24 protein-coding genes are annotated in these 23,063 nt (G+C 39.5%); all 24 read left to right on the top strand.

What is annotated here, in order from left to right:
* Positions 1–66: 66 nt before the first annotated feature.
* The 24 genes from hpf to galU all read left to right on the top strand — a co-directional run bounded on the left by hpf (position 67) and on the right by galU (position 23,024).
* Positions 67–612, top strand: a complete 546-nt coding sequence (gene hpf, locus AUF14_RS10130; protein ID WP_034876815.1) for a ribosome hibernation-promoting factor, HPF/YfiA family — start codon at positions 67–69, stop codon at positions 610–612.
* Between the two features lie 267 nt (positions 613–879).
* Positions 880–3,411 carry a preprotein translocase subunit SecA gene (secA, locus tag AUF14_RS10125; RefSeq protein WP_048718702.1) on the top strand — a complete coding sequence of 844 codons (2,532 nt, stop codon included), beginning with the start codon at positions 880–882 and terminating at the stop codon, positions 3,409–3,411.
* A gap of 185 nt (positions 3,412–3,596) precedes the next feature.
* Positions 3,597–4,707, top strand: a protein-coding gene (gene prfB, locus AUF14_RS10120) for a peptide chain release factor 2 (protein WP_181236295.1) whose coding sequence is annotated in 2 segments (ribosomal slippage) — positions 3,597–3,668 and positions 3,670–4,707 — 1,110 coding nt in all. Because the reading frame shifts where the segments join, the coding sequence is not laid out codon by codon here.
* Between the two features lie 97 nt (positions 4,708–4,804).
* On the top strand, positions 4,805–5,494 hold the full coding sequence (gene ftsE, locus AUF14_RS10115; protein ID WP_016181267.1) for a cell division ATP-binding protein FtsE: 690 nt from the start codon (positions 4,805–4,807) through the stop codon (positions 5,492–5,494).
* Positions 5,487–6,371 (top strand): permease-like cell division protein FtsX, encoded by an 885-nt coding sequence (ftsX, locus tag AUF14_RS10110; protein ID WP_048718705.1) that lies wholly within the window; start codon positions 5,487–5,489, stop codon positions 6,369–6,371. Before ftsE ends, ftsX begins: the two co-directional genes overlap by 8 nt.
* 319 nt (positions 6,372–6,690) lie before the next feature.
* A complete protein-coding gene (locus tag AUF14_RS10105) occupies positions 6,691–7,011 on the top strand; it encodes a DMT family transporter (RefSeq protein ID WP_016181269.1) in 321 nt (106 codons plus the stop codon).
* 47 nt (positions 7,012–7,058) lie between these two features.
* A complete protein-coding gene (locus AUF14_RS10100; protein ID WP_049220760.1) occupies positions 7,059–7,496 on the top strand; it encodes a GNAT family N-acetyltransferase in 438 nt (145 codons plus the stop codon).
* 60 nt (positions 7,497–7,556) lie between these two features.
* Entirely contained in the window at positions 7,557–9,005 is a 1,449-nt protein-coding gene (gene cls / locus AUF14_RS10095) for a cardiolipin synthase (RefSeq protein WP_016181271.1), read from the top strand.
* 514 nt (positions 9,006–9,519) lie between these two features.
* Positions 9,520–10,368: a phosphate ABC transporter substrate-binding protein PstS gene (locus AUF14_RS10090; RefSeq protein WP_016181272.1), complete on the top strand. Its 849-nt coding sequence runs from the start codon at positions 9,520–9,522 to the stop codon at positions 10,366–10,368.
* Positions 10,369–10,438: 70 nt separating this feature from the next.
* Positions 10,439–11,215: an AraC family transcriptional regulator gene (locus AUF14_RS10085; RefSeq protein ID WP_049219834.1), complete on the top strand. Its 777-nt coding sequence runs from the start codon at positions 10,439–10,441 to the stop codon at positions 11,213–11,215.
* A 68-nt stretch (positions 11,216–11,283) separates the two neighbouring features.
* Positions 11,284–11,676, top strand: a complete 393-nt coding sequence (locus AUF14_RS10080) for a VOC family protein (RefSeq protein WP_049219835.1) — start codon at positions 11,284–11,286, stop codon at positions 11,674–11,676.
* A 6-nt stretch (positions 11,677–11,682) separates the two neighbouring features.
* On the top strand, positions 11,683–11,937 hold the full coding sequence (locus AUF14_RS10075) for a helix-hairpin-helix domain-containing protein (protein ID WP_048719043.1): 255 nt from the start codon (positions 11,683–11,685) through the stop codon (positions 11,935–11,937).
* Positions 11,938–12,180: 243 nt separating this feature from the next.
* Positions 12,181–13,113 carry a phosphate ABC transporter permease subunit PstC gene (gene pstC, locus AUF14_RS10070; RefSeq protein ID WP_016181276.1) on the top strand — a complete coding sequence of 311 codons (933 nt, stop codon included), beginning with the start codon at positions 12,181–12,183 and terminating at the stop codon, positions 13,111–13,113.
* Positions 13,106–13,993: a phosphate ABC transporter permease PstA gene (gene pstA, locus AUF14_RS10065; RefSeq protein ID WP_016181277.1), complete on the top strand. Its 888-nt coding sequence runs from the start codon at positions 13,106–13,108 to the stop codon at positions 13,991–13,993. The genes pstC and pstA overlap by 8 nt, the downstream gene beginning before the upstream one ends.
* A 72-nt stretch (positions 13,994–14,065) precedes the next feature.
* Positions 14,066–14,866, top strand: a complete 801-nt coding sequence (gene pstB / locus AUF14_RS10060; protein WP_016181278.1) for a phosphate ABC transporter ATP-binding protein PstB — start codon at positions 14,066–14,068, stop codon at positions 14,864–14,866.
* A gap of 162 nt (positions 14,867–15,028) precedes the next feature.
* The gene (pstB, locus tag AUF14_RS10055; RefSeq protein WP_016181279.1) at positions 15,029–15,784 is read left to right on the top strand and encodes a phosphate ABC transporter ATP-binding protein PstB; all 756 of its coding nucleotides are present in this window, start codon (positions 15,029–15,031) and stop codon (positions 15,782–15,784) included.
* Between the two features lie 19 nt (positions 15,785–15,803).
* On the top strand, positions 15,804–16,481 hold the full coding sequence (gene phoU, locus AUF14_RS10050) for a phosphate signaling complex protein PhoU (protein WP_016181280.1): 678 nt from the start codon (positions 15,804–15,806) through the stop codon (positions 16,479–16,481).
* 181 nt (positions 16,482–16,662) lie between these two features.
* Entirely contained in the window at positions 16,663–18,210 is a 1,548-nt protein-coding gene (gene liaX / locus AUF14_RS10045) for a daptomycin-sensing surface protein LiaX (RefSeq protein ID WP_102866025.1), read from the top strand.
* 25 nt (positions 18,211–18,235) lie between these two features.
* On the top strand, positions 18,236–18,556 hold the full coding sequence (locus AUF14_RS10040) for a PspC domain-containing protein (RefSeq protein ID WP_016181282.1): 321 nt from the start codon (positions 18,236–18,238) through the stop codon (positions 18,554–18,556).
* Positions 18,556–18,918 (top strand): phage holin family protein, encoded by a 363-nt coding sequence (locus tag AUF14_RS10035; RefSeq protein WP_016181283.1) that lies wholly within the window; start codon positions 18,556–18,558, stop codon positions 18,916–18,918. Before AUF14_RS10040 ends, AUF14_RS10035 begins: the two co-directional genes overlap by 1 nt.
* A gap of 243 nt (positions 18,919–19,161) precedes the next feature.
* On the top strand, positions 19,162–20,097 hold the full coding sequence (gene hprK / locus AUF14_RS10030) for an HPr(Ser) kinase/phosphatase (protein WP_016181284.1): 936 nt from the start codon (positions 19,162–19,164) through the stop codon (positions 20,095–20,097).
* A 1-nt stretch (position 20,098) separates the two neighbouring features.
* The gene (lgt, locus tag AUF14_RS10025) at positions 20,099–20,929 is read left to right on the top strand and encodes a prolipoprotein diacylglyceryl transferase (protein ID WP_016181285.1); all 831 of its coding nucleotides are present in this window, start codon (positions 20,099–20,101) and stop codon (positions 20,927–20,929) included.
* A 162-nt stretch (positions 20,930–21,091) separates the two neighbouring features.
* A complete protein-coding gene (locus AUF14_RS10020) occupies positions 21,092–22,111 on the top strand; it encodes an NAD(P)H-dependent glycerol-3-phosphate dehydrogenase (protein ID WP_048720626.1) in 1,020 nt (339 codons plus the stop codon).
* A 19-nt stretch (positions 22,112–22,130) separates the two neighbouring features.
* Entirely contained in the window at positions 22,131–23,024 is an 894-nt protein-coding gene (galU, locus tag AUF14_RS10015; RefSeq protein ID WP_016181287.1) for a UTP--glucose-1-phosphate uridylyltransferase GalU, read from the top strand.
* Positions 23,025–23,063: the final 39 nt, after the last annotated feature.

The following is a 23,063-nucleotide window of genomic DNA, read 5'->3' as shown; positions in this document are numbered from 1 at the left end:
TTAAGAAGAAGAGGTAAGAGTGGTCCTTCCTTATCTTCAGTTGGCAAGACGAAAGGGGCAATACGTATGTTCAAATATAATGTTCGTGGGGAAAACATCGAAGTTACTGAGGCTATCCGCAATTACGTTGAAAAGAAAGTAGGAAAGTTAGAACGCTACTTCACTGATGTTCCGGACGCAACTGCTTATGTCAATTTGAAAGTATACACAGAAAAAACGGCAAAAGTTGAAGTAACGATTCCATTACCTTACTTAGTTCTTCGGGCGGAAGAAACTTCACCAGATTTATATGCAAGTATTGATTTGGTTGTGGATAAATTAGAACGTCAGATCCGCAAATTTAAAACAAAAATTAATCGCAAAGCTCGTGAAACGGGCATGCCTGAGCGTGAAGTAGAAGTGTTAGTGAACGCAGAAGATTCAGAAGAATCTGAATTAGAAATCGTTCGTACAAAACGTTTGTCATTGAAACCAATGGGCAGCGAAGAAGCTGTTTTACAAATGAACATGCTTGGACACAACTTCTTCATTTTTGAAGATGCTGAAACAAATGGTACAAGCATTGTTTACCGTCGTAAAGATGGCAAATACGGCTTAATTGAAACAGATTAATAAGCGTTTATCGCCTTCCAGCTGATGCTGGAAGGTTTTTTATTTTCAATAAAAATAAAGTTTTGGGAGACAGGACCGTTTATTGTAAGAATTGTTCCTTATTCGACTTGGTCTTAAAGAAAATCACAAAAAAAGATTAATCATTATATAAGTCGCGCTTTATTCGCCGCGAGAAGTTTCTTTTCTCAAGGACTAATGATAAAATATACTAGCGGGTTTCTATCAAAAAATAGAAAATGAAAAGAAATAAAGGAGTAAGGTAAACGAATGGCAAACTTTCTGAGACGAATGATTGAAAATGATAAAAAAGAATTAAAACGATTGAGCGGGATTGCTGACAAGGTCGAAGAATATTCTAGCGACATGGAAAAATTGTCTGATGGACAATTACGTGGCAAAACCGAAGAATTTAGAGGACGTTATCAAGCGGGGGAAACGCTAGATGACTTATTGCCAGAAGCTTTTGCGGTGGTCCGTGAAGCAGCTAAGCGTGTTCTAGGCTTATATCCATACCACGTTCAGTTAATGGGCGGGATCGTTTTACATGATGGGAATATTCCTGAAATGAAAACCGGTGAAGGGAAAACGTTGACAGCAACGATGCCGGTTTATTTGAATGCCTTGACTGGAGAAGGAGTCCACGTCGTAACTGTTAATGAATATCTAGCTACACGTGACTCCACAGAAATGGGTGAATTATATAACTTCTTAGGTTTAAGTGTTGGTTTAAATATCAATTCAAAAACTTCTGAAGAAAAACGCGAAGCGTACAATTGCGACATCACCTACAGTACAAATAATGAACTAGGATTTGACTATCTGCGTGACAACATGGTGGTTTACCAAAGCCAAATGGTTCAACGTCCATTAAATTATGCAATTGTCGATGAAGTAGACTCAATCCTGATTGATGAAGCGCGGACACCGTTGATTATCTCTGGTGCGGCTGAAAAATCGACAGCTCTTTATACACGAACTGATAATTTTGTGAAGCGTTTGAAAGAGGATGAAGATTTCAAAATCGATATCCAATCGAAAACGATCGGGCTGACTGAACAAGGGATTGAAAAAGCAGAAGAAAACTTTGGTTTAGAAAACTTATACGATTTAGACAATACTGCGTTGACCCATCACTTAGATCAAGCATTGCGCGCAAACTTCATTATGATTCGCGATATTGATTACGTTGTGCAAGAAGGCAAGGTTTTAATTGTTGACCAATTTACTGGGCGTATCATGGATGGACGTCGTTATTCTGACGGTCTGCATCAGGCAATTGAAGCAAAAGAAGCGGTTGAGATCGAAGATGAAACGAAAACGATGGCGACTATCACCTTCCAGAACTATTTCCGTATGTATAAAAAATTAGCCGGAATGACTGGTACTGCTAAGACGGAAGAAGAAGAATTCCGCGAAATTTATAATATTGAAGTTATTCAAATTCCAACAAACCGTCCGGTTATCCGAGAAGACCATGCAGATTTGTTGTATCCAACTTTGGAAAGCAAGTTCCATGCAGTGGTACAGGACATTAAAGAACGTCATCGCAAAGGCCAGCCGATCTTAGTTGGTACAGTTGCTGTTGAAACGTCTGAGCTGCTTTCGAATATGCTGGATCGTGAAAAGGTGCCTCATGAAGTCTTGAATGCGAAAAACCACTTTAAAGAAGCAGAAATTATCATGAACGCCGGACAAAAAGGCTCGGTAACGATCGCTACCAATATGGCCGGTCGAGGAACTGATATCAAGTTAGGCCTAGGGGTCGTTGAATTAGGCGGCCTAGCTGTAATTGGTACTGAACGTCATGAATCTCGTCGTATCGATAATCAGCTTCGTGGACGTTCAGGTCGTCAAGGAGATCCAGGGGTTTCACAATTCTACCTTTCATTGGAAGATGATTTGATGAAACGTTTTGGTTCTGAACGGATCAAAGCCTTCTTGGATCGTATGAAGGTAGAAGACGAAGATGCTGTGATTCAAAGTAAAATGCTGACTCGCCAAGTAGAATCTGCTCAAAAACGAGTAGAAGGAAATAACTATGACACGCGTAAAAATGTCTTGCAATACGATGATGTGATGCGGGAGCAGCGGGAAGTCATTTACAAACAACGTCAAGATGTTATTATGGGCGAAAAGGATTTGTCTCCGCAATTGTTGAACATGGTGCGTCGGACAATTTCTCGTGTGGTTGACAGCCATACTCAATTAGATAAAGATAATTGGAATCTTGAAGCTTTAGCGGATTTTGCTGGAGCAACATTGGTTCATGAGGATTCTGTTTCAAAGGCTGATTTTGAAGGCAAAACACCAGAAGAAATGAAAGATTATCTATATGGTCGCGCCAAAGAAGTATTTGATACAAAAGTGTCACAATTGCAAAGTCCAGAACAATTGTTGGAATTTGAAAAAGTGGTCATCTTGCGTGTGGTGGATACGAAATGGACAGATCATATTGATGCGATGGATCAATTGCGTCAATCAGTCGGCTTACGGGCTTATGGACAAAATAATCCATTGGTAGAATACCAAACAGAAGGCTACAAGATGTTTGAGGATATGGTTGGAGCCATCGAGTTTGAAGTAACACGTCTATTCATGAAAGCGGAGATTCGTCAAAATGTTCAACGAGAGCAAGTTGCTCAAAATCAACAAGAACATCCTGTAGAAGCAGATGGAGATCCGAAGAATTTGACCCATACTAAGCAAAAACCGGTTCATGTGGAAAAGGTTGGACGGAACGATCCATGTCCATGCGGCAGTGGTAAAAAATATAAAAATTGCCACGGTAAGGGACAATAATTTTCTACGATAAGTAAGGAACCTTTTGAACGGGACATAGCTGCTATGTCTCGTTCTTTGCGAGTTCGTGACGCTGTTCTATTTCTACAAGTTGTCACAGAAGCTTAAAAAATGTATATAATAAGAGTTAGTTTTAAATGTTTGGTTTTACGGATTGTTTTATCCGCAAGAAAGAAGGAATAGATTTGGAAAATGCAGAAATACGTAATTTTTTAGATACGATGCAAGAGCAAGTCGCAAGCTTCAGGGGGTCTCTTTGACCTAGAGCAGTTAGAAGAGGATATCGCCGAAGCAGAAAATCAAATGTCTGCACCAGGATTTTGGGATGACTCGGAAAAAGCTCAAGCTTTAATTAATCGCAACAACGCAGCGAAAGAAACATATGATCAATTTCAAGCGATCGCTGGCGAAACAGATGAGTTAAATCTGATGTGGGAAATGCAACAAGAAGAGTTTGATAGCGATTTGCAAAAAGAGCTGGAAGAACGCTTAGTACAATTGCAGGAAAAGATTTCTGGCTTTGAGTTATCGCTGTTACTTGATGCTCCCTATGATAAAAACAATGCAATTGTTGAATTGCATCCAGGTGCTGGTGGAACAGAATCACAGGATTGGGGATCAATGCTTTTACGAATGTATACGCGCTGGTCAGAGCAGCACGGATTTTCAGTTGAGACGATTGATTATCAATCAGGTGATGAAGCAGGAATCAAGAGTGTTACACTGATGATTAAAGGGACGAATGCGTATGGTTATTTAAAATCAGAAAAAGGTGTCCACCGATTAGTGCGAATCTCGCCGTTTGATTCTGCGAGTCGCCGTCATACTTCATTTTGTTCCGTTGAGGTCATGCCTGAATTAGATGAAAATATTGAAGTTGAGATTAATCCAGATGATTTGAAGGTCGACGTTTATCGGGCAAGCGGAGCAGGTGGTCAGCATATCAATAAAACCTCATCAGCTGTACGGATTACGCATTTGCCTACGGGAACGGTTGTTGCTAGTCAAGCACAGCGTTCGCAATTTCATAATCGCGAGACAGCCATGCAAATGTTAAAGGCGAAACTCTATCAGTTAGAAATTGAGAAGAAAGAGCAAGAAGCTGCTGCCTTGCGAGGGGAACAAAAGGAAATCGGTTGGGGCTCACAAATTCGCTCTTACGTTTTTCATCCATACTCTATGGTAAAGGATCACCGTACCGAATATGAGACGGGAAATGTCCAAGCAGTAATGGATGGCGACTTGGATCCTTTCATCGATGCTTATCTGAAATGGCGTCTGGCACAAGAGTCCTAAGTTTAAAATGAAATCAAATTGTAAAGTAATGAAAGCCTGTTGCAATGTTGGCATGCTATAATAGCAAAGAATTTAAGAGGATTTGGAGAGATAAAGCATGATTGAAATGCAGGATGTAACAAAAAAATATCCTAATAAGACAACAGCTGTGCGTGGGATTTCGGTCCGTATCGATCAAGGTGAGTTCGTCTATGTCGTTGGTCCCTCTGGTAGCGGAAAATCTACCTTTATTAAGTTGATGTATCGTGAAGAAAAAGCCACATCGGGGAAAGTATTAGATGTTGCCCGTCATGATTTACTAAAGATCAAGAATAAAGAAGTGCCTTATTTACGTCGTGATGTCGGCGTTGTGTTCCAGGACTTCAAATTATTGCCCCGAAAAACTGTTTATGAAAATGTTGCTTACGCTATGCAAGTAATCGGTCGTAAACCACGGGATATCAAAAAACGTGTTATGGAGGTTTTAGACCTTGTTGGTTTGAAACACAAAGTCCGCGTATTCCCAAGTGAATTATCTGGAGGAGAACAGCAACGGGTCTCGATTGCACGTGCGATTGTAAATACACCAAAAGTCCTGATTGCTGATGAACCAACTGGTAATTTGGACCCAGATACTTCTTGGGAAATCATGCATTTATTAGAACGAATCAATAATCAAGGTACAACGATCGTTATGGCGACTCATAACAAAACGATCGTAGACACCATGCGCCATCGTTTAATCGCGATTGAAAATGGCTTGATCGTTCGAGATGAAGCGGAAGGAGAATACGAGTTTGATGATTAGAAATTTCTTCCGACACCTGTTGGAAAGTATCAAGAGTGTGAAGCGTAATGGCTGGATGACTCTGGCATCAGTCAGTGCGGTAACGATCACGTTAACAATGGCGGGAATTTTCCTGGCTGTGATTATGAATGCAACCAAGTTAGCTCAAGATGTTGAGGGCAACGTTGAAGTGACAGTCTTTGTTGATATCGGTACAAAAGATAAAGAATTAAAAGAATTGAAGTCTGAATTACAGGATATCAATCATGTGGACAAAGTGACTTTTTCTAGCAAACAAGATCAATTGAAGAAGTTGCAAAAACAAATGGGCGATGCATGGGACCTTTTCGAAGGCGACAGTAATCCACTCTATGATGTATACGTAGTAAAGGCGACCGATGCACAATATATTCGTCCGGTGACTCGAGAAGCCAGTCAATTAAGTAATGTCTTTCGTGCAAATTACGGCGGAAATTCAGCTGACCGAATCATCCAGATGGCAAAAGTTGTCCGGACTTGGGGCTTAGCAGCCGCTGCCTTATTAGTTTTCGTAGCAATTTTCTTGATTTCGAATACGATTCGGATCACGATCATTTCACGTAAAACGGAGATTCAAATCATGCGTCTGGTAGGGGCGAAAAACGGTTATATTCGCTGGCCATTCTTTCTTGAAGGTGGTTGGATCGGTTTGATTGGTTCAATTGTACCAATTTTAATCTTAACCTATGGCTATTCACAGGTATACGGCTTAGCAGCTCCTTATTTGCTACAGTCAAACCTAGAGTTACTGCGTCCAAACCAAATCATATGGATTTTAGATATCACGATGGCCGTTGGTGGCTACTTGATTGGTTCGTTGGGTTCGGTTATTTCAATGCGTCGTTTCTTAAAAATCTAACAAATCAAAGCTTCTTCGAAAAATTTCGAAGGAGCTTATTTTTTTTCCTGAATTAGTAAAAAATTCTATCCCTTGATTTTTTTAGTAAAAGCTCCTAGAATAAATATCAATTAAATAAAACGCTACCGAGCAAGGGAGCCAATTTCGTTAGGTCATTGAAGAAATTGGACTTCCTTGTTTTGCGTGTTCAACTTCTTCCAGTTTAATCATGTATGAATTGAAGATTAAACCCAATTACTAATATTAAATGTTTAAACGGTTTCGTTGAACTGTATGCGTAGCGCCAATTTAGATTATTAATCGAGGAGGAATATTGATTATGGCATGGGTATCATTGATTGTGGCAGGAGTTTTTGAAATGTTTTGGGCGACGATGATGAAATTGAGTGAAGGTTTTAGTAAAATGAATTATTCGCTTTTGACGATAATTGGCATGATAGCCAGTTTTTATTTTTTGTCGAAGTCGTTACATTCGTTACCGATGAGTTTAGCTTATCCGATTTGGACAGGGATTGGCGCTGTCGGCTCTATTTTAATTGGGGTTCTTTTATTTAAAGATCATTTGTCGCTTTTAACTAGTTTCTTTGTTGTACTTTTGGTAGCAGGAATTATTGGAATCAAGATTACTAGCGGACATTAAGCCAAAATTAGGTTAAACTATTTTTAGCAAAAACTCAGGAGGATCTTATGATTAAAAGAACGGATGAACTAACACCACAAGAATTATTGACAATATTGCAGGCTCGTACGGCGGTTTTTGTTGTAGAGCAGGAGTGTCCTTATCAAGAAGTCGATGAAGCTGATCGGTCGGCGTTGCATGTGTGGATCGAAGAAAATGGCAGATTGCAGGCCTATGCGCGAATTCTAGCCGAAGAAGAAACGATCCATTTTGGGCGTGTATTAGTCGTTAAAGAATATCGTGGACAGCAATTAGGACGAACAATCGTATCGAAAACGCTAAAAGAAATTGAGGCTCGCTATCCAAAGCGTCCGGTGGTCATTTCGGCACAGGCCCACTTAGTTGATTTTTATCACTCATTTGGGTTTGAAAAAAACTCTGGAATCTATTTAGAGGATGAAATCCCTCACATTGAGATGATTTTGAGAAATGAAAAAAATCACTAAGGTCCATTGTTTACAATCAACATTATCTCGGCTATCCTTTAGTAGAAGGAGTGTGGGAGAATGTCATTTGTGACAGGGCACTTGGGATTACTTTTCCTAATTATCAATACTATTTTATCATTTATCATTGTTTTTCGAGAACGTAAGGATACGGTTAATACGTGGGCATGGCTATTAGTTTTGACTTTTATCCCCATTCTCGGCTTTATTTTATACGTTTTTTTTGGAAAGGGAATCTCCAAGGAACGGATCTTTGATTTAAAGATGCAGACCAAAATCGGGATGAACGTAGAGGTCCAGCAGCAACAAAGAGCACTAGCACGAGGACTTTTTCCAAAACCGACAACAAACCAAGTCGATCCGAAACAGTTGATTTATATGCTGACGATGTTTGAGAGTTCGTTGTATACCACCAATAATGAAGTCATTCTATATACCGATGGACGTGAGAAGTTCGATGCTTTAATTAAGGATATTAATCGGGCAAAGTACCATATTCATATGGAATACTATATTTATCGCGCAGACGACTTGGGACTTGAAGTTCGAGAGGCATTAGTAGCGGCTGCTTTACGTGGTGTAAAGGTCCGTTTGCTCTTAGATGCTTGGGGCTCAACACAAGTAAATCGCCGGTTTCTCTCTCCGCTGATCGAAGTCGGTGGAGAGGTCGATTTTTTCTTTCCGCTGTTTTTACCGTATTTGAACCCACGAATGAATTATCGCAACCATCGAAAAATCGTTGTAATTGATGGAGAGATTGGGTATACGGGAGGATTTAACGTTGGCGATGAATATCTTGGCTTAGTCGAAAAATTTGGCTATTGGCGGGATAATCATTTACGGATTCACGGTCATGCTGTGTACACATTGCAGAACCGATTTTTAATGGATTGGAATTCTCAGCAGAAACACGAGCTGGTCTATCAGCCTGATTATTTTCCTGAGATTAAATCAGAAGGAAAATTAGCGTTGCAAATGGTGAGTAGCGGGCCAGACAGTGAGCATGAACAGATTAAATTGACTTATTTAAAAATGATCAATTTAGCAAAAAAAGAAATTTTGATTCAGACACCCTATTATATCCCGGACGCACCAATTCATGAGGCTCTAAAGCTGGCATTATTATCAGGTGTAAAGGTACGGATGCAAATTCCGAATAAGCCGGATCATATTTTAGTTTATTGGGCAACTTACTCCTTTGCGGCTGAGTTACTGGAATATGGCGCAATTATCGAAACCTATGAAAATGGTTTTATTCATGCGAAGACAATGATCATCGATGGTGGAATTGCTTCGGTAGGGTCAGCAAATATTGATGTTCGTTCATTCAAGTTGGATTTTGAAGTAAATACGATTGTTTATGATGCAGAATTTGCTGAGGAATTACGAGACGCTTTTTATAAAGATTCGATGAAATCTGAACTTCTGACCCAGGAAAAATATGATCAGCGCGGAATCGTTATTAAGTTCAAAGAAGGAATTGCACGTCTGATTTCACCACTTCTGTAAAAATCATTTGCGCTTTCATGGGTTGATAGTATAAAATGAACTAGCTTGTTTAGTAAGACTATCGTTTAGAAAATGATTACGTTAAAATGAATAAGGATGCCAGTTGCGAGTTCCACTACGTATTTCTAATACGTTAGTGGAATCGTATGCCAACGACAATAAGAAAATTTGTTACAAATTTCCATATCCTAATTAGAGTTGGCTCAACTTTTCGCAGTATACTCAGAAGTATAAGCTAATTAAAATGAACAAGTGAACTCAAAAAATAGTCGCTAGTTGAATGGTATACGGCATGAAAATAAGTATCATTTTTCGTTTTTTGAAAAATGATTACGTTAAAATGAATAAGGATGCCAGTTCAACTTTTCGCAGTATACTCAGAAGTACAAGCTAATTAAAATGAACAAGTGAACTCAAAAAATAGTTGCTAGTTGAATGGTATACGGCATGAAAATAGGTATCATTTTTTGTTTTTTGAAAAATGATTACGTTAAAATGAATAAGGAGATTTTTCATGAAGAAATGGTTAATTCCTCTTTTAGGTACGCTTTTACTTTTGTCCGGTTGTTCGAAATGGATCGACCGCGGCGAATCAATTACTGCTGTCGGTTCATCGGCCTTGCAGCCTTTGGTTGAAACGGTAGCTGAAGAATATCAAAGTAAAAATCCCGGCAGATTTATCAATGTCCAAGGCGGAGGAAGCGGTACTGGATTGAGTCAGGTTCAATCAGGGGCAGTTGAGATCGGAAATTCTGATTTATTTGCGGAGGAAAAAAGTGGCATTGATGCAGATAAGTTAGTTGATCATAAAGTAGCAGTTGTTGGGATCACGCCTATTGTTAACAAAGGTGTTGGCGTAACCAATATTTCGTTAGAGAATCTGCGTAAAATTTTTCTCGGTGAAATCACAAACTGGAAAGAGCTTGGCGGAAAAGATCAGGAAATCGTTATTCTAAACCGAGCAAGCGGAAGTGGGACGCGCTCTACTTTCGAACAATGGGTCTTAGATGGAAAAACAGCGATACGTGCGCAGGAACAAGACTCAAGCGGAATGGTTCGCCAAATTGTTGCTGACACACCTGGTGCTATCAGTTATACAGCTTTTTCATATGTTACAAAAGAGGTTCAAACACTGAATATTGACAATGTTGAACCGACAGATGAGAATGTGACGACTAATCATTGGAAAATTTGGGCTTATGAGCACATGTATACCAAAGGAAAGCCAACAGAACTAGTTGCCGATTTTCTTGATTATATGCTTTCAGATGAGGTTCAAGGAAAAGTCGTTTCACAGCTTGGGTATATTCCGATCTCTGAAATGAAAGTTGAACGTGATTGGCAAGGTAATGTAATAAAATAAGTTGAAATACCGTTTCGAATGTTTTCGAGGCGGTGTTTTTTTATAATAGATGCAATAGGAGGGATGAAAGATGTACTATCCAATTCAACTGCCTTTTTTGTTAAATGAAGAGTTTACGCGCGTCATGATTTATCATGAAAAAGTAGTGCCTGAATGCAAGGAGTTTATCTTGTGTTTTTGGTCGATGTGGTCGAAAACACAGGATCAAGTTCGTGTGAAGAACGTCATCATCGCAGATGGCTGTATTGATCTGATTGTGGACTTCGACCAAAAGCTGATTTTTTTCACAGGAAATCAACAAACAGATTTTGATTATGAAATTGAGGTACCGGCACGCTTTTTTGGCGCACGCATGATGCCAGGGGCTTTTCATCAATTAACTGGTTTATCAGCAGAAGCGGCAATGGATACCTTCATTTTACTACAGGATATTTTTGATGATTTTGATCAGAAACAGTTTTTTACAAATATGTTTGAGAAAGCGCAAGAAATTTTTCAAAGCTATTTGATGAAAAAATTTAAAGAGCTACAGCCAAATGAGTTTACTCAGCTTTTTCCGCGATTGTCTCAAGCAATCCCACAAACCACAAAAAATTTGTATGAGCTGCTTTATTTTAGTCCACGTCAATGCCAACGTGCTTTTATGAAAAATTTTGGATTAACACCTAAAATGGTTTTAAGCATTCTGCGTTTTCAAAAATGCTTGGAGATACTGACCTCGGAGCAAGCAAAGCCGGCGGATATTTTAGCGGTCACCAATTATTATGACCAACCGCATTTTAACAAGGATTTTAAACATCATTTAGGAATCACACCGCTGGAATTGGTGGATCGATATAAAAATTGACGCATTTTTACAATACGTTTCGACTTACCCTTGATAAAATTAGCTTATAAATTGAGGAGGCGGTTAGAATGTACAAAAATATTACAACGAATTTAATGGTGACAAGTGTGGATGCATCGGTGAAGTTCTATCAAGAGATTTTAGGACTAGAAGTGGTGGCTTCTGTCCCAGCAAAGAATCAGACATTGCAATTTGCAATTCTCGCTAAAGAAGCCATGACATTGATGCTGCAGGAAAAAGAGAATTTGAGTGAAGAGTATCCAATATTAGCCGCGGAAAAAATCCAACCCTCCATCACGTTGTATATTACTGTTGAAAACTTTAATGAGTTCTATCGGACTATTAAAACTAACTATCTAATTTACACTGAACCTCATAAAACCTTTTATGGAGCCAATGAATTTGCTATTACAGATCCGGATGGGTATGTGTTGACCTTTACTGAATATAAAGAAGGATGATCAAAGATGAAAAGTGATCTACAAGTCATTCCGGGGATTGGTAAAAATATGGCTCAACATTTAATAAACGCGGGTTATCCGACTGTTGAGTCATTGAAAAAGCAAGATCCGGAGGAAATCTACCTAAAGGATTGTGTGAATAAGGGGGAGAAAGTCGATCGTTGCGCCTTGTATGTTTATCGTTTAGCCGTACATTATGCCAATCATGAGGGTGTACTGCCACAGGATAAGCAGAATTGGTGGGATTGGAAGGATAACTAAACAAAAAAACTCGTGAGACATCACGTTCAAACTTTGCCAGTCTTTGGCTTAGCTTGATCGTGTTTTTTTGTTTTCAAGCAGTTCAGTTGCGGTGATGCTCTCATCTGGTTTACACTTTCTTTACAAATGTCATGGAAGCGTTACAGGAGGTTAAAAAGAAATTGATTTTCAACAGGTAAAATGATTTTGTTGGTTTGTAAAAAACCGAATGGATTAGTTTGTAGGAATCAGGAGGAGTAGGCCTTGGAAAATGAAGATGTAAAAAAAGCGCTGACGACAAAATCAAAGCGCGCGAGAATCGAACAACGAGGACGTTTTGTTAGTTTTATTTGTATCGCGTTGATCGTGTTTGTGGTTGGAGCGATTTTCTATTTTGTAGCAAGCAAAGGGTTATCAACCTTTTTTGTAGATAAGATTAATGTTTTTGACTTTTTATTTGGTACAGTCTGGAATCCTAGTGCAACAGGACCAGATGGCAAGCCGCTAGTTGGTGCTTTACCGATGATCTTAGGATCGTTTATGGTTACCTTTTTATCGGCTATTGTAGCAACGCCTTTTGCAATTGGGGCGGCGGTCTTCATGACTGAAATTTCTCCAACCAAAGGACAGCGATTTTTACAGCCGGTCATTGAGTTACTTGTAGGGATTCCTTCGGTTGTATATGGGTTTATTGGTTTAACAGTGATCGTACCGTTTATTCGTTCGATTTTTGGCGGCACGGGATTTGGGATCTTATCTGGGACATTTGTTTTGTTCGTCATGATTTTACCAACTGTAACTACGATGACCGTGGATACGTTAAAATCAGTACCACGTCATTATCGGGAAGCCTCACTGGCTCTTGGCGGCACACGCTGGCAAACGATTTACAAAGTTGTCTTGCGTGCGGCAATACCAGGAATTTTGACGGCGGTCGTTTTTGGTATGGCTCGTGCCTTTGGTGAAGCCTTGGCCATTCAAATGGTTATCGGGAATGCGGCATTGATGCCAACAAGCCTGACCACTCCAGCATCGACATTGACTTCGATTTTGACAATGGGAATCGGAAATACGATTATGGGCACAGTAGAAAATAATGTTCTGTGGTCATTGGCACTGATCCTATTATTCATGTCTTTAGTTTTCAATATCTTGATTCGCTACATTGGAAAGAAAGGGGAGATCAGCAATGGATAAAGCAAAACGTGCAGATAAAATCGCAACGGGTATTCTATATGCCGTCTCTGGCCTAATTGTCGCAATCTTAGCTTTTCTATTACTTTATATTTTAATTCGCGGCTTGCCGCATGTTTCGTGGGAGTTCCTGACCTCGCCTTCGAAAGCTTATCAAAAAGGCGGCGGGATTGGTATTCAATTATTTAACTCGATCTACTTATTGCTGATAACGATGATTATTAGTCTGCCTATCTCATTAGGTGCAGGTATTTACTTATCTGAATATGCGAAGAAAAATTGGGTTACTAATCTTATTCGTACCTCAATCGAAATTCTGAGCTCGCTACCTTCAGTGGTTGTCGGTTTGTTTGGCTTCTTGATTTTTGTTATTCAGTTTGGTTACGGCTTTTCAATCCTTTCAGGTGCGTTGGCTCTAACATTGTTTAACCTACCATTATTAACAAGAAATATCGAGGAATCACTAAGAGCGATTCATTATACTCAACGGGAGGCAGGCTTGGCTTTAGGCTTGTCACGTTGGGAAACTGTTACAAAAATTGTCGTACCGGATGCTTTACCAGGAATTTTAACAGGGGTTATTCTAAGCTCTGGCCGAATCTTTGGCGAAGCGGCAGCCTTAATCTATACGGCAGGACAAAGCGCACCAGCTTTGGATTTTACCAACTTCAATCCATTAAGCGTTTCGAGCCCGTTAAGCATTTTCCGGCAAGCAGAGACCTTAGCAGTGCACATTTGGAAGATTAACACTGAAGGCACGATGCCTGATGGAACTTCTGTTTCAGCAGGGGCTTCAGCGGTCTTAATCTTAGCAGTTTTATTGTTTAATTTTGGAGCACGGGCAATCGGTAAACGACTGCATCGAAAAATGACTTCAGCTTAAAATAGTTACATTAGTGTGAACTAGGATGTCAGTTCTGCTTTTCGCAGGAAATATCGAACTAGGAGAAATTCAATGAAAGAATACAATTGGGAAGAGCGTAACATCATCAGAATGCCTGGTGAAATCGCCTTGCATACGGAAGATTTACATGTTTATTATGGAGATAACGAAGCCATTAAGGGTGTTGATCTTGAATTTGAAAAAAATAGAATCACCGCTTTAATTGGACCTTCGGGTTGTGGAAAATCAACTTATCTACGTTCGTTAAATCGGATGAATGATGGAATTGCTAGTGCCAGCGTGACTGGAAAAATCGTATATAAGGATGTTGATGTTAACGCCTCAAATATCGATGTTTATGAAATGCGCAAACGTATCGGCATGGTGTTCCAGCGTCCGAATCCTTTTAGTAAATCGATTCGCGACAACATCACTTTTGCGTTAAAGCAGCACGGAATGCGTGATAAACAGCAATTAGAAGAAGTGGTTGAAACAAGTCTGAAGCAAGCGGCTTTATGGGATCAAGTAAAGGATAATTTAGATAAAAGTGCTTTGGCTCTATCTGGGGGACAACAACAACGTCTATGTATTGCACGAGCAATTGCGATGAAACCGGATATTTTACTATTAGATGAACCCGCTAGTGCGCTGGACCCAATCTCAACAGGTACCGTTGAAGAAACCCTGGTTCAATTAAAAGAAAACTATACCATCATCATTGTGACCCATAATATGCAGCAAGCTGCTCGGATCAGTGACTATACTGCCTTTTTCTATTTAGGTCATGTTATTGAGTACGACGAAACAGCCAAAATCTTTACGCGACCGAAAATCCAAGCTACAGAAGATTATGTATCAGGTCACTTTGGTTAATATCAGTTCCTCTTTTCGCAGTTTGTAATAGTTGAAAGAGGTATATAATGAGCAGCCGAACCATACAAAAACCAAACTAGAGGAATGATATACGGCTTGAAGATCAGACTAATTTTTCTGACAAGAAAAATTAATTCCTAAATATGAAAAAGGAGCGAACGAATGTCGAAGATTATTACTTCCAAAGACCTTCATTTGTATTATGGTAAAAAAGAAGCCTTGAAGGGCATCAACATGGAAATAGAAAAAGGCGAGATTACAGCGATGATCGGACCATCGGGTTGCGGCAAATCAACCTATTTGCGGTCACTAAATCGCATGAATGACTTAATTCCAGGTGTGACGATCACAGGCAGTGTGATGTATAAAGATAAAGATATTTATAGTCCGAAAACAGATACTGTAAAGTTGCGTAAAGAAATCGGCATGGTATTCCAACAACCGAATCCTTTTCCATTTTCGATTTACGAGAATGTCATCTATGGGTTAAAATTAAAGGGTGAGAAGGATAAAAGCAAGCTCGATCAAGTCGTGGAAGAAAGCTTGAAAGCTGCTTCAGTTTGGAACGATGTCAAAGATAAGCTCCATGAGAGTGCGTTATCCTTATCAGGCGGACAGCAGCAACGAGTTTGTATCGCACGAGTATTAGCGGTCAATCCGGAAGTGATTCTGATGGATGAACCGACAAGCGCATTGGACCCAGTTTCAACAGGAAAAATCGAAAACATGCTATTGGAATTAAAAGAAAATTACACTATCATTATTGTTACCCACAATATGTCACAGGCATCACGGATCTCAGACCGCACTGCTTTCTTCTTGCAGGGTGAGCTGATTGAATTTGACAAGACCAAGAAGATATTTTTAGACCCAGCAAAACAAGAAACCGAAGACTATATTTCAGGAAAATTTGGTTAGAGATAGAAGGAGGGCAACGATGTTACGTACACAATTTGAAGAAGAGCTGTTGAATCTTCACAATCAGTTTTATGAAATGGGCATGATGGTCTCAAGCGCTGTGCACAAATCAGTCCGTTCATATATTGATCATGATAAGAAATTAGCACAAGAGGTTATTGACCATGACATTGAAATCAATGACATGGAAGTCCGTTTGGAGAAAAAAAGTTTCGAAATGATTGCCCTGCAGCAACCAGTTACGACTGACCTGCGTACGATCATTACGATCATGAAAGCTAGCTCTGACTTGGAACGTATGGGAGACCATGCGGTGTCAGTAGCAAAATCAACAATTCGCCTAAAAGGCTTGCCGCGAATATTAGAAGTTGAAAAAGAAATTAATGAAATGTCTAATTACGTAAAAAAAATGGTAGACAATGTTTTAATTGCGTACGTGAAGACAGATGAAAAAGATGCTCGTATGATCGCAAAAATGGATGAGCGGGTCAATGATTATTTCCAAAAAATCTATGATATGACGACCAATACGATGGAAAAAGAATCTGATACCATTATCAGTGGAACGGATTATCTGCATGTTGCCGGCTACTTAGAACGTGTGGGAGATTACGTGACAAACATTTGTGAGTGGATCGTTTACTTAGCGACAGGAAAAATTACTGAACTGAACAGTAATCGTAACGAAACATTTTAAAGTAAGTACCAGTTAGAGAATTTTCTAGCTGGTTTTTTTTATTTTAAATAGGAAGAAACACAATCTTCAAAAAGTCGGATAAAAAGATGGGTCTTTAGTCCTATGACAAATACCCAAAAACATTGCATAATATGAATGTAACCAAAAGTAATGTATTTGCTTTTTGAAGGAGGCAATTTCTATGAATGAAAGACAACGAATTTTAGAATTAGTTAAAAAAGGTATTTTATCAACTGAAGAAGGTTTAGATTTATTAGAAAGCATGGCGAAGGCGAAGGATGAAGCGCAGATTAAACAAGCTGCGGATAAAGTGGATTCTTATCACCGCGACCAAGCAACCAATTTAGTTGATGAGTGGGAAACAGGACAAGATACAGAAGAAGCTAAAGGCTCTGAAAAACAGGACTTGGAAGACCTTGAGGCTTACTTCGATGATTTAGCGACAGAAGCGAATCAGATTTCTGCTCGAATTGATGAAATCAATCAAAAGAAAAATGAACTGAAAGCCGCGCTTCATGAAAAACAAGAAGTTTTGATGGAGTTGGACACGAAAGAAGAATTAGATACATTATCAGAAGAAGATGATGACATTCGTGAAGCAGTTGAAGATGAAATCGATGACTTGAAAGAAAAAATCGCTAAGTTAGAAGAAAAAGTTGCTGAAGAAGAAGAACTGAAAAATGTTCAAGACAACCAAAGTGAAAATCGCAAAGAACGTAATCGTACACGTTTTGATATTCCAGACGATTTGAAGGATCAAGCAAGCGAAACTTTCTCGCAAGTTGGTGAAAAATTGGGAGAAGCCGGCGTTCAATTAAGCCGCTTGATGAAAAAGACCTGGAAAACCGTTTCTGATACGGTAGAAGAAAATGTTGATTGGAAAGACTTCAACGTCAAAGTTCCTGGTTTAGTAACGTCTAAGTTTGAACATCAATTCTTATATACTGATGTTGAACCAACCTTGATCGATATCAAATTAGCAAATGGTAAAGTTACCTTAAAAGCTTGGGATGATGCGGCTATTAAAGTAGATGCCAAAATCAAACTTTATGGTAAAATGAATGAAGCAACGCCATTACAATCATTAATGGAACGAAGCCAGATCGAAGTGAATGATGAACATATCTCATTCCAAATCCCGAATAAACGCGTTCAAGCAGAATTAGTCTTCTACTTGCCAAAACGGACCTACGATCATGTGGCGGTTAAATTACTAAATGGTGATTTGAATGTTGAAGAGATGGATGCCAAAGATGTATATGCAAAATCAACTAACGGCAATATCACCTTCAAACATATTGATGCGACAATGCTTGAGATCCAAGGGGTCAACGGCAACATTGAGATTCGTGAAGGCGCGATCCTAGATTCGATTATCGAAACCGTTAATGGAAATATCGTTACGAAAGCAGCGATTCAAAATTATGGCATTTCGTTAGTCAATGGCGATGTGAAATTGACGGCTGGTCATGATAGCCTACAAAAAATCAAAGCCAGCTCAGTGAATGGTAATGTTAAAGTTTCTTTAGGAAAAACAATCGGCTTGGAAGGCTTAGCCAAGACAAGCTTAGGCAGTATCAATGATCGCTTATCAAACTATGAAGTGATCAGAGAGAAAAAAGAAAAGACCAATCGTTTATTACAATTCCGTCGAGTTGCCGATGACATGGCAAAGATCGATGTTTCGACAACGACTGGTAGTATTTTCTTGAAAGATTTCGACAATTAGGAAATAATAAGGAAGGAAGATTCATATGCAAAAGAGATTACAAAAGTCACGAACAAATGTGGTACTGACAGGTACCTTAGCCGGGATCGCCGAATACTTCGGGATCGATCCAACAATCGTGCGTGTGATTTATGTTTTCTTAAGTTTCGGCTTAATCGGCGCACCGGTTGTATTATATGTCTTGTTAGCATTGGTGATTCCCGCAGCTCCAAGAGGGGGACGGGATTCATATGGACACAATAATCCATACTATGGAAACAACGACTACAACAATTATGAGAAAAAAGCGTCACGCCAACGTAAGAAAGCGGACAAAATCGACGATGATGACTGGAGCGACTTTTAATGACTTACCTACAGCGCTTAATAGCTAATGCACTGATCTTTATTTCACTGTCAGTGCTCTTTCCTGATCATGTATATGTGGAAAGTCTGATGATGGCTATTACTGCAAGCTTTGTCCTATCCATTTTAAATACCTTAGTGAAACCGATTCTGATTTTACTTTCACTACCGTTGAATATTATGACTTTGGGACTGTTTAGTTTTGTAATTAGCGCTGGTATGCTGCAATTGACTTCCAACTTATTAGGAAATTATCGTTTTGGCTTTTCCAGCTTTGCCATCTCAATTCTGGTGGCTGTCGTCATGGCGATTGTCAATGCGATCGTTTCAGATCATAATATCGATAAGTACACGGATAGGTAATTTACCTATCCGTTTTTTGGAAAAATAATTCCTTAAAAGTGAGCTAGCTGTTAACCAATATGCTATTTTGCAGATAAGTATATTATAAAAAATCTGATTCTTTTAGGAGAACAGCACCTAAATCGTGGCTTTACAAAATATTTGTAAGGCCTTTTTTTATTCTTTCTTGGAAAGTTGTCTCTACCTAGTCACTCCATGGATAAAATGATAAAATAGAGCGGAAGTGTAGAAAAGAGGGATTATATGGCTGAAACAGTAAAAGTAAAAGAACTAGTTGATAAGCTTTCGTTGGAAGTAGTAACTGGAGATGAAGAAAGTCTTGAACGAGTCATCACCACTGGCGATATTTCACGTCCCGGGTTAGAATTGACCGGCTATTTTAATTATTATTCGCATGATCGTTTACAACTTTTTGGAAATAAAGAAATTACCTTCGCAGAACGCATGATGCCAGAAGAACGATTGATGGTTCTACGTCGGATGTGCAGCGATGATACACCTGCTTTCATTGTTTCTCGGGGGTTGACACCACCAAAAGAAATGATCGAAGCAGCTAGTGAACGGAATATTCCGGTACTGAGTTCTCCAATCTCAACCTCACGTTTGTTAGGGGAGATTTCAAGTTTTTTAAACGGCGGCTTAGCGCCTCGGACGAGTGTTCATGGGGTATTAGTCGACGTTTATGGATTAGGTGTGCTGATCCAAGGGGATAGCGGTATCGGTAAAAGTGAAACCGCATTGGAATTAGTTAAACGCGGCCATCGTCTGATCGCAGATGATCGTGTCGATGTCTACCAGCAGGATGAACTGACATTAGTTGGTGAACCACCAAGAATTTTACAGCATTTAATCGAAATTCGTGGAATCGGAATCATCGACGTGATGAATCTATTTGGGGCTAGTGCTGTTCGGGGATCAATGCCTGTTCAATTAGCCGTTTACCTAGAAAGCTGGTCCAAAGATAAAAAATATGACCGCTTAGGCAGCGGCAACACAGAAGTAGAAATCGCAGAAGTAAAAATTCCACAAGTGAAGATTCCTGTGAAGACTGGCCGAAATGTCGCGATTATTATTGAAGTTGCGGCAATGAATTTCCGTGCGCGTACTATGGGCTACGATGCGACGAAGACCTTTGAAGATCGTTTGACCCAATTAATCGAAGAAAATTCTGGGCAGTAAGATGGTTGCTCAAATAAATCGTGTGGCCTTTGAATTGTTTGGTCTTCAAATTTATTGGTACGCGATCATCATCGTCTCTGGAATTGCACTTGCTCTATGGATGTCTAATCGTGAAGCAGTGAGAGTCGGGCTAAAGGAAGATGATATGACGAATTTTATTTTATGGGCACTGCCGATCGCGATTATCGGTGCTCGCTTGTATTACATCTTGTTTGATTTAGAACCTTATCTTGCTGATCCAATCCAAATCTTCAATACACGAAGCGGTGGTCTAGCTATCTATGGTGGATTGATTGCAGCAGTCATCGTATTGATTGTATATACTCGCCATAATTTTATTGATCCATGGCTGTTTTTAGATGTAGTTGCGCCAGGCGTAATGCTGGGGCAAGCGATGGGTCGTTGGGGGAATTTCACGAATCATGAGGCTTATGGCGGAGAAACAACGCGTCAATTTTTAGAGAGTCTACATTTGCCGCAGTTTATTATTAACAATATGTATATTGACGGCGCTTTTCGTCAACCTACCTTTTTCTATGAATCAATGTGGAGCCTATTAGGACTTATCCTAATTTTGATTATTAGGAAAAAAGTCGCGGTTAAACGTGGAGAATTGTTCTTAGGCTATGTGACATGGTACAGCTTTGGTCGTTTCTTTGTCGAAGGAATGCGAACAGACAGTCTCTATTTCTTTGGGGGACTTCGCGTCTCTCAAGTATTATCACTGGTTCTTTTTGTTGGAGGAATCGCTCTATTATATTATCGACGAAAAAAACGAACAGACATCAAGTTATATGAACGTGATCAAGGAACTAATCAAGCCTTGATATGAGAACCTATTACCAGTTTATGCTATGATAGTAAAAAGAACTTTCTTACGAAATAAATTATTTACTATGTTATCAATTCGATGAAGTATTTAGAAAATTGTTATCTTGTTAGCTATCTTCTATTTACAATCGAATGCGCTATTATGAACTAGGAGGAAATTTCTTTGAAACAAAAAGTTGCAGTTTTAGGCCCAGGATCTTGGGGAACGGCGTTGGCACAAGTATTAGCCGAAAATGGACACGAAGTAAGACTTTGGGGGAACCATGCGGCACAGATTGATGAAATCAATACTTACCATACGAACCGCCATTATTTACCGGATTTAAAAATTCCTGAAAGCATCAAAGGTGAGAAAAATCTTAAGGATGCTGTGAAGGACGCGGATGCTGTTCTTTTCGTAGTTCCAACAAAAGCGATCCGTTCAGTCGCTCAGGAATTTGCTCAAGTGGCAGAGAACAAACCTGTGATTATTCATGCTAGTAAAGGGCTTGAACAAGACACGCATAAACGAATCTCTGAAGTTTTAATCGAGGAGATCCCAGAAGCGCATCGCCAAGGAGTCGTCGTTTTATCTGGACCAAGCCATGCAGAAGAAGTAGCGGTTCACGATATCACTACCATCACTGCTGCCTGTAAAGACGAAAAATTAGCAGGGTATGTACAAAAGCTGTTCATGAACGAATATCTTAGGATTTATACGAATCCAGATGTGATTGGTGTTGAAATGGGCGCGGCATTAAAGAATATCATTGCTTTGGGAGCCGGAGCTTTGGCGGGGCTTTCTTATGGGGATGATGCTAAAGCAGCGATTATGACTCGGGGATTAGCGGAAATCAGTCGTTTAGGCGTTAAAATGGGTGCGAATCCATTAACGTTCATCGGTTTGAGCGGTGTTGGTGATTTGATCGTAACCTGTACTTCCGTTCACTCACGTAACTGGCGCGCTGGGAATCTATTAGGAAAAGGCCATAAGCTAGATGAAGTTCTAGATAATATGGGCATGATCGTCGAAGGTGTTTCAACGACGAAAGCTGCTAAAGAGCTAGCTGATAGTATGGATGTCAGCATGCCGATTACAGAAACGATTTATGATGTTTTATACAATGACAAAGACGTACGTCAGGCTTGTCGAGACTTGATGATGCGTGAAGGTACGTTTGAAAATGAATTTACTTTAGAATAGAAAGAGTGGGATAAGATTTATGCGAGTAAAAAAAGCAGTTATTCCAGCCGCAGGGTTGGGAACAAGATTTTTGCCAGCTACAAAAGCAATGGCTAAAGAAATGTTGCCTATCGTCGATAAACCAACAATTCAATTCATCGTTGAAGAAGCGCTGAAATCTGGGATTGAAGATATTTTGATCGTAACTGGCAAAGCAAAACGACCAATTGAGGATCATTTTGATGCAAATATTGAATTAGAAATGAATTTACAGGAAAAAGGTAAAACCGATTTGTTGAAGTTGGTTGAAGAAACAACTGATGTGAATCTGCACTTTATCCGTCAGTCACACCCTAAAGGACTAGGTCATGCAGTTTTACAGGCGCGGGCATTTGTCGGCAATGAACCATTTGTTGTCATGTTAGGTGATGATTTAATGGAAGATCGTGTGCCGTTGACGAAACAATTGATGAACGATTACGAGCAAACGCACGCATCAACAATCGCAGTGATGCGCGTACCTGAAAAAGAAACGTCAAAATATGGAATTATTAATCCAGGCGAAGAAGTTTCTAAAGGATTATTCAATGTAAAAAACTTTGTAGAAAAACCAAAACCAGAAGAAGCACCAAGTAATCTGGCAATCATTGGCCGTTACTTGCTGACACCGGAAATTTTTGAAGTGTTGGCAGCGCAAAAGCCAGGCGCGGGTAATGAGATACAATTAACAGATGCAATTGATACGTTGAATCGCACACAACGCGTATTTGCTCATGAGTTCAACGGAAAACGATTCGATGTTGGTGATAAATTTGGCTTTATGACAACGAGTATTGAATACGGCTTGAAGCATCCTGAAATCAAGGACAAATTACATGATTACATCATCGCCCTAGGCAAAGAATTAAGCGGACAAAACAAAGTAAAAAAATAATTTCCTAAAGCGCAGTTTTGAAACTGCGCTTTTTATATT

It is taken from the genome of Enterococcus avium, assembly GCF_002891025.1.
GTDB classification, from domain to species: domain Bacteria; phylum Bacillota; class Bacilli; order Lactobacillales; family Enterococcaceae; genus Enterococcus_A; species Enterococcus_A avium.
Note: the sequence above shows the minus strand (reverse complement) of the source record. Positions and strands in the feature narration are given on the sequence as shown.

Bases quoted from the DNA above. Each gene is read 5' to 3' on its own strand.
- hpf (WP_034876815.1), top strand. From the start codon at position 67: ATGTTCAAATATAATGTTCGTGGGGAAAACATCGAAGTTACTGAGGCT.
- secA (WP_048718702.1), top strand. From the start codon at position 880: ATGGCAAACTTTCTGAGACGAATGATTGAAAATGATAAAAAAGAATTA.
- ftsE (WP_016181267.1), top strand. From the start codon at position 4,805: ATGATTGAAATGCAGGATGTAACAAAAAAATATCCTAATAAGACAACA.
- ftsX (WP_048718705.1), top strand. From the start codon at position 5,487: ATGATTAGAAATTTCTTCCGACACCTGTTGGAAAGTATCAAGAGTGTG.
- AUF14_RS10105 (WP_016181269.1), top strand. From the start codon at position 6,691: ATGGCATGGGTATCATTGATTGTGGCAGGAGTTTTTGAAATGTTTTGG.
- AUF14_RS10100 (WP_049220760.1), top strand. From the start codon at position 7,059: ATGATTAAAAGAACGGATGAACTAACACCACAAGAATTATTGACAATA.
- cls (WP_016181271.1), top strand. From the start codon at position 7,557: ATGTCATTTGTGACAGGGCACTTGGGATTACTTTTCCTAATTATCAAT.
- AUF14_RS10090 (WP_016181272.1), top strand. From the start codon at position 9,520: ATGAAGAAATGGTTAATTCCTCTTTTAGGTACGCTTTTACTTTTGTCC.
- AUF14_RS10085 (WP_049219834.1), top strand. From the start codon at position 10,439: ATGTACTATCCAATTCAACTGCCTTTTTTGTTAAATGAAGAGTTTACG.
- AUF14_RS10080 (WP_049219835.1), top strand. From the start codon at position 11,284: ATGTACAAAAATATTACAACGAATTTAATGGTGACAAGTGTGGATGCA.
- AUF14_RS10075 (WP_048719043.1), top strand. From the start codon at position 11,683: ATGAAAAGTGATCTACAAGTCATTCCGGGGATTGGTAAAAATATGGCT.
- pstA (WP_016181277.1), top strand. From the start codon at position 13,106: ATGGATAAAGCAAAACGTGCAGATAAAATCGCAACGGGTATTCTATAT.
- pstB (WP_016181278.1), top strand. From the start codon at position 14,066: ATGAAAGAATACAATTGGGAAGAGCGTAACATCATCAGAATGCCTGGT.
- pstB (WP_016181279.1), top strand. From the start codon at position 15,029: ATGTCGAAGATTATTACTTCCAAAGACCTTCATTTGTATTATGGTAAA.
- phoU (WP_016181280.1), top strand. From the start codon at position 15,804: ATGTTACGTACACAATTTGAAGAAGAGCTGTTGAATCTTCACAATCAG.
- liaX (WP_102866025.1), top strand. From the start codon at position 16,663: ATGAATGAAAGACAACGAATTTTAGAATTAGTTAAAAAAGGTATTTTA.
- AUF14_RS10040 (WP_016181282.1), top strand. From the start codon at position 18,236: ATGCAAAAGAGATTACAAAAGTCACGAACAAATGTGGTACTGACAGGT.
- AUF14_RS10035 (WP_016181283.1), top strand. From the start codon at position 18,556: ATGACTTACCTACAGCGCTTAATAGCTAATGCACTGATCTTTATTTCA.
- hprK (WP_016181284.1), top strand. From the start codon at position 19,162: ATGGCTGAAACAGTAAAAGTAAAAGAACTAGTTGATAAGCTTTCGTTG.
- lgt (WP_016181285.1), top strand. From the start codon at position 20,099: ATGGTTGCTCAAATAAATCGTGTGGCCTTTGAATTGTTTGGTCTTCAA.
- galU (WP_016181287.1), top strand. From the start codon at position 22,131: ATGCGAGTAAAAAAAGCAGTTATTCCAGCCGCAGGGTTGGGAACAAGA.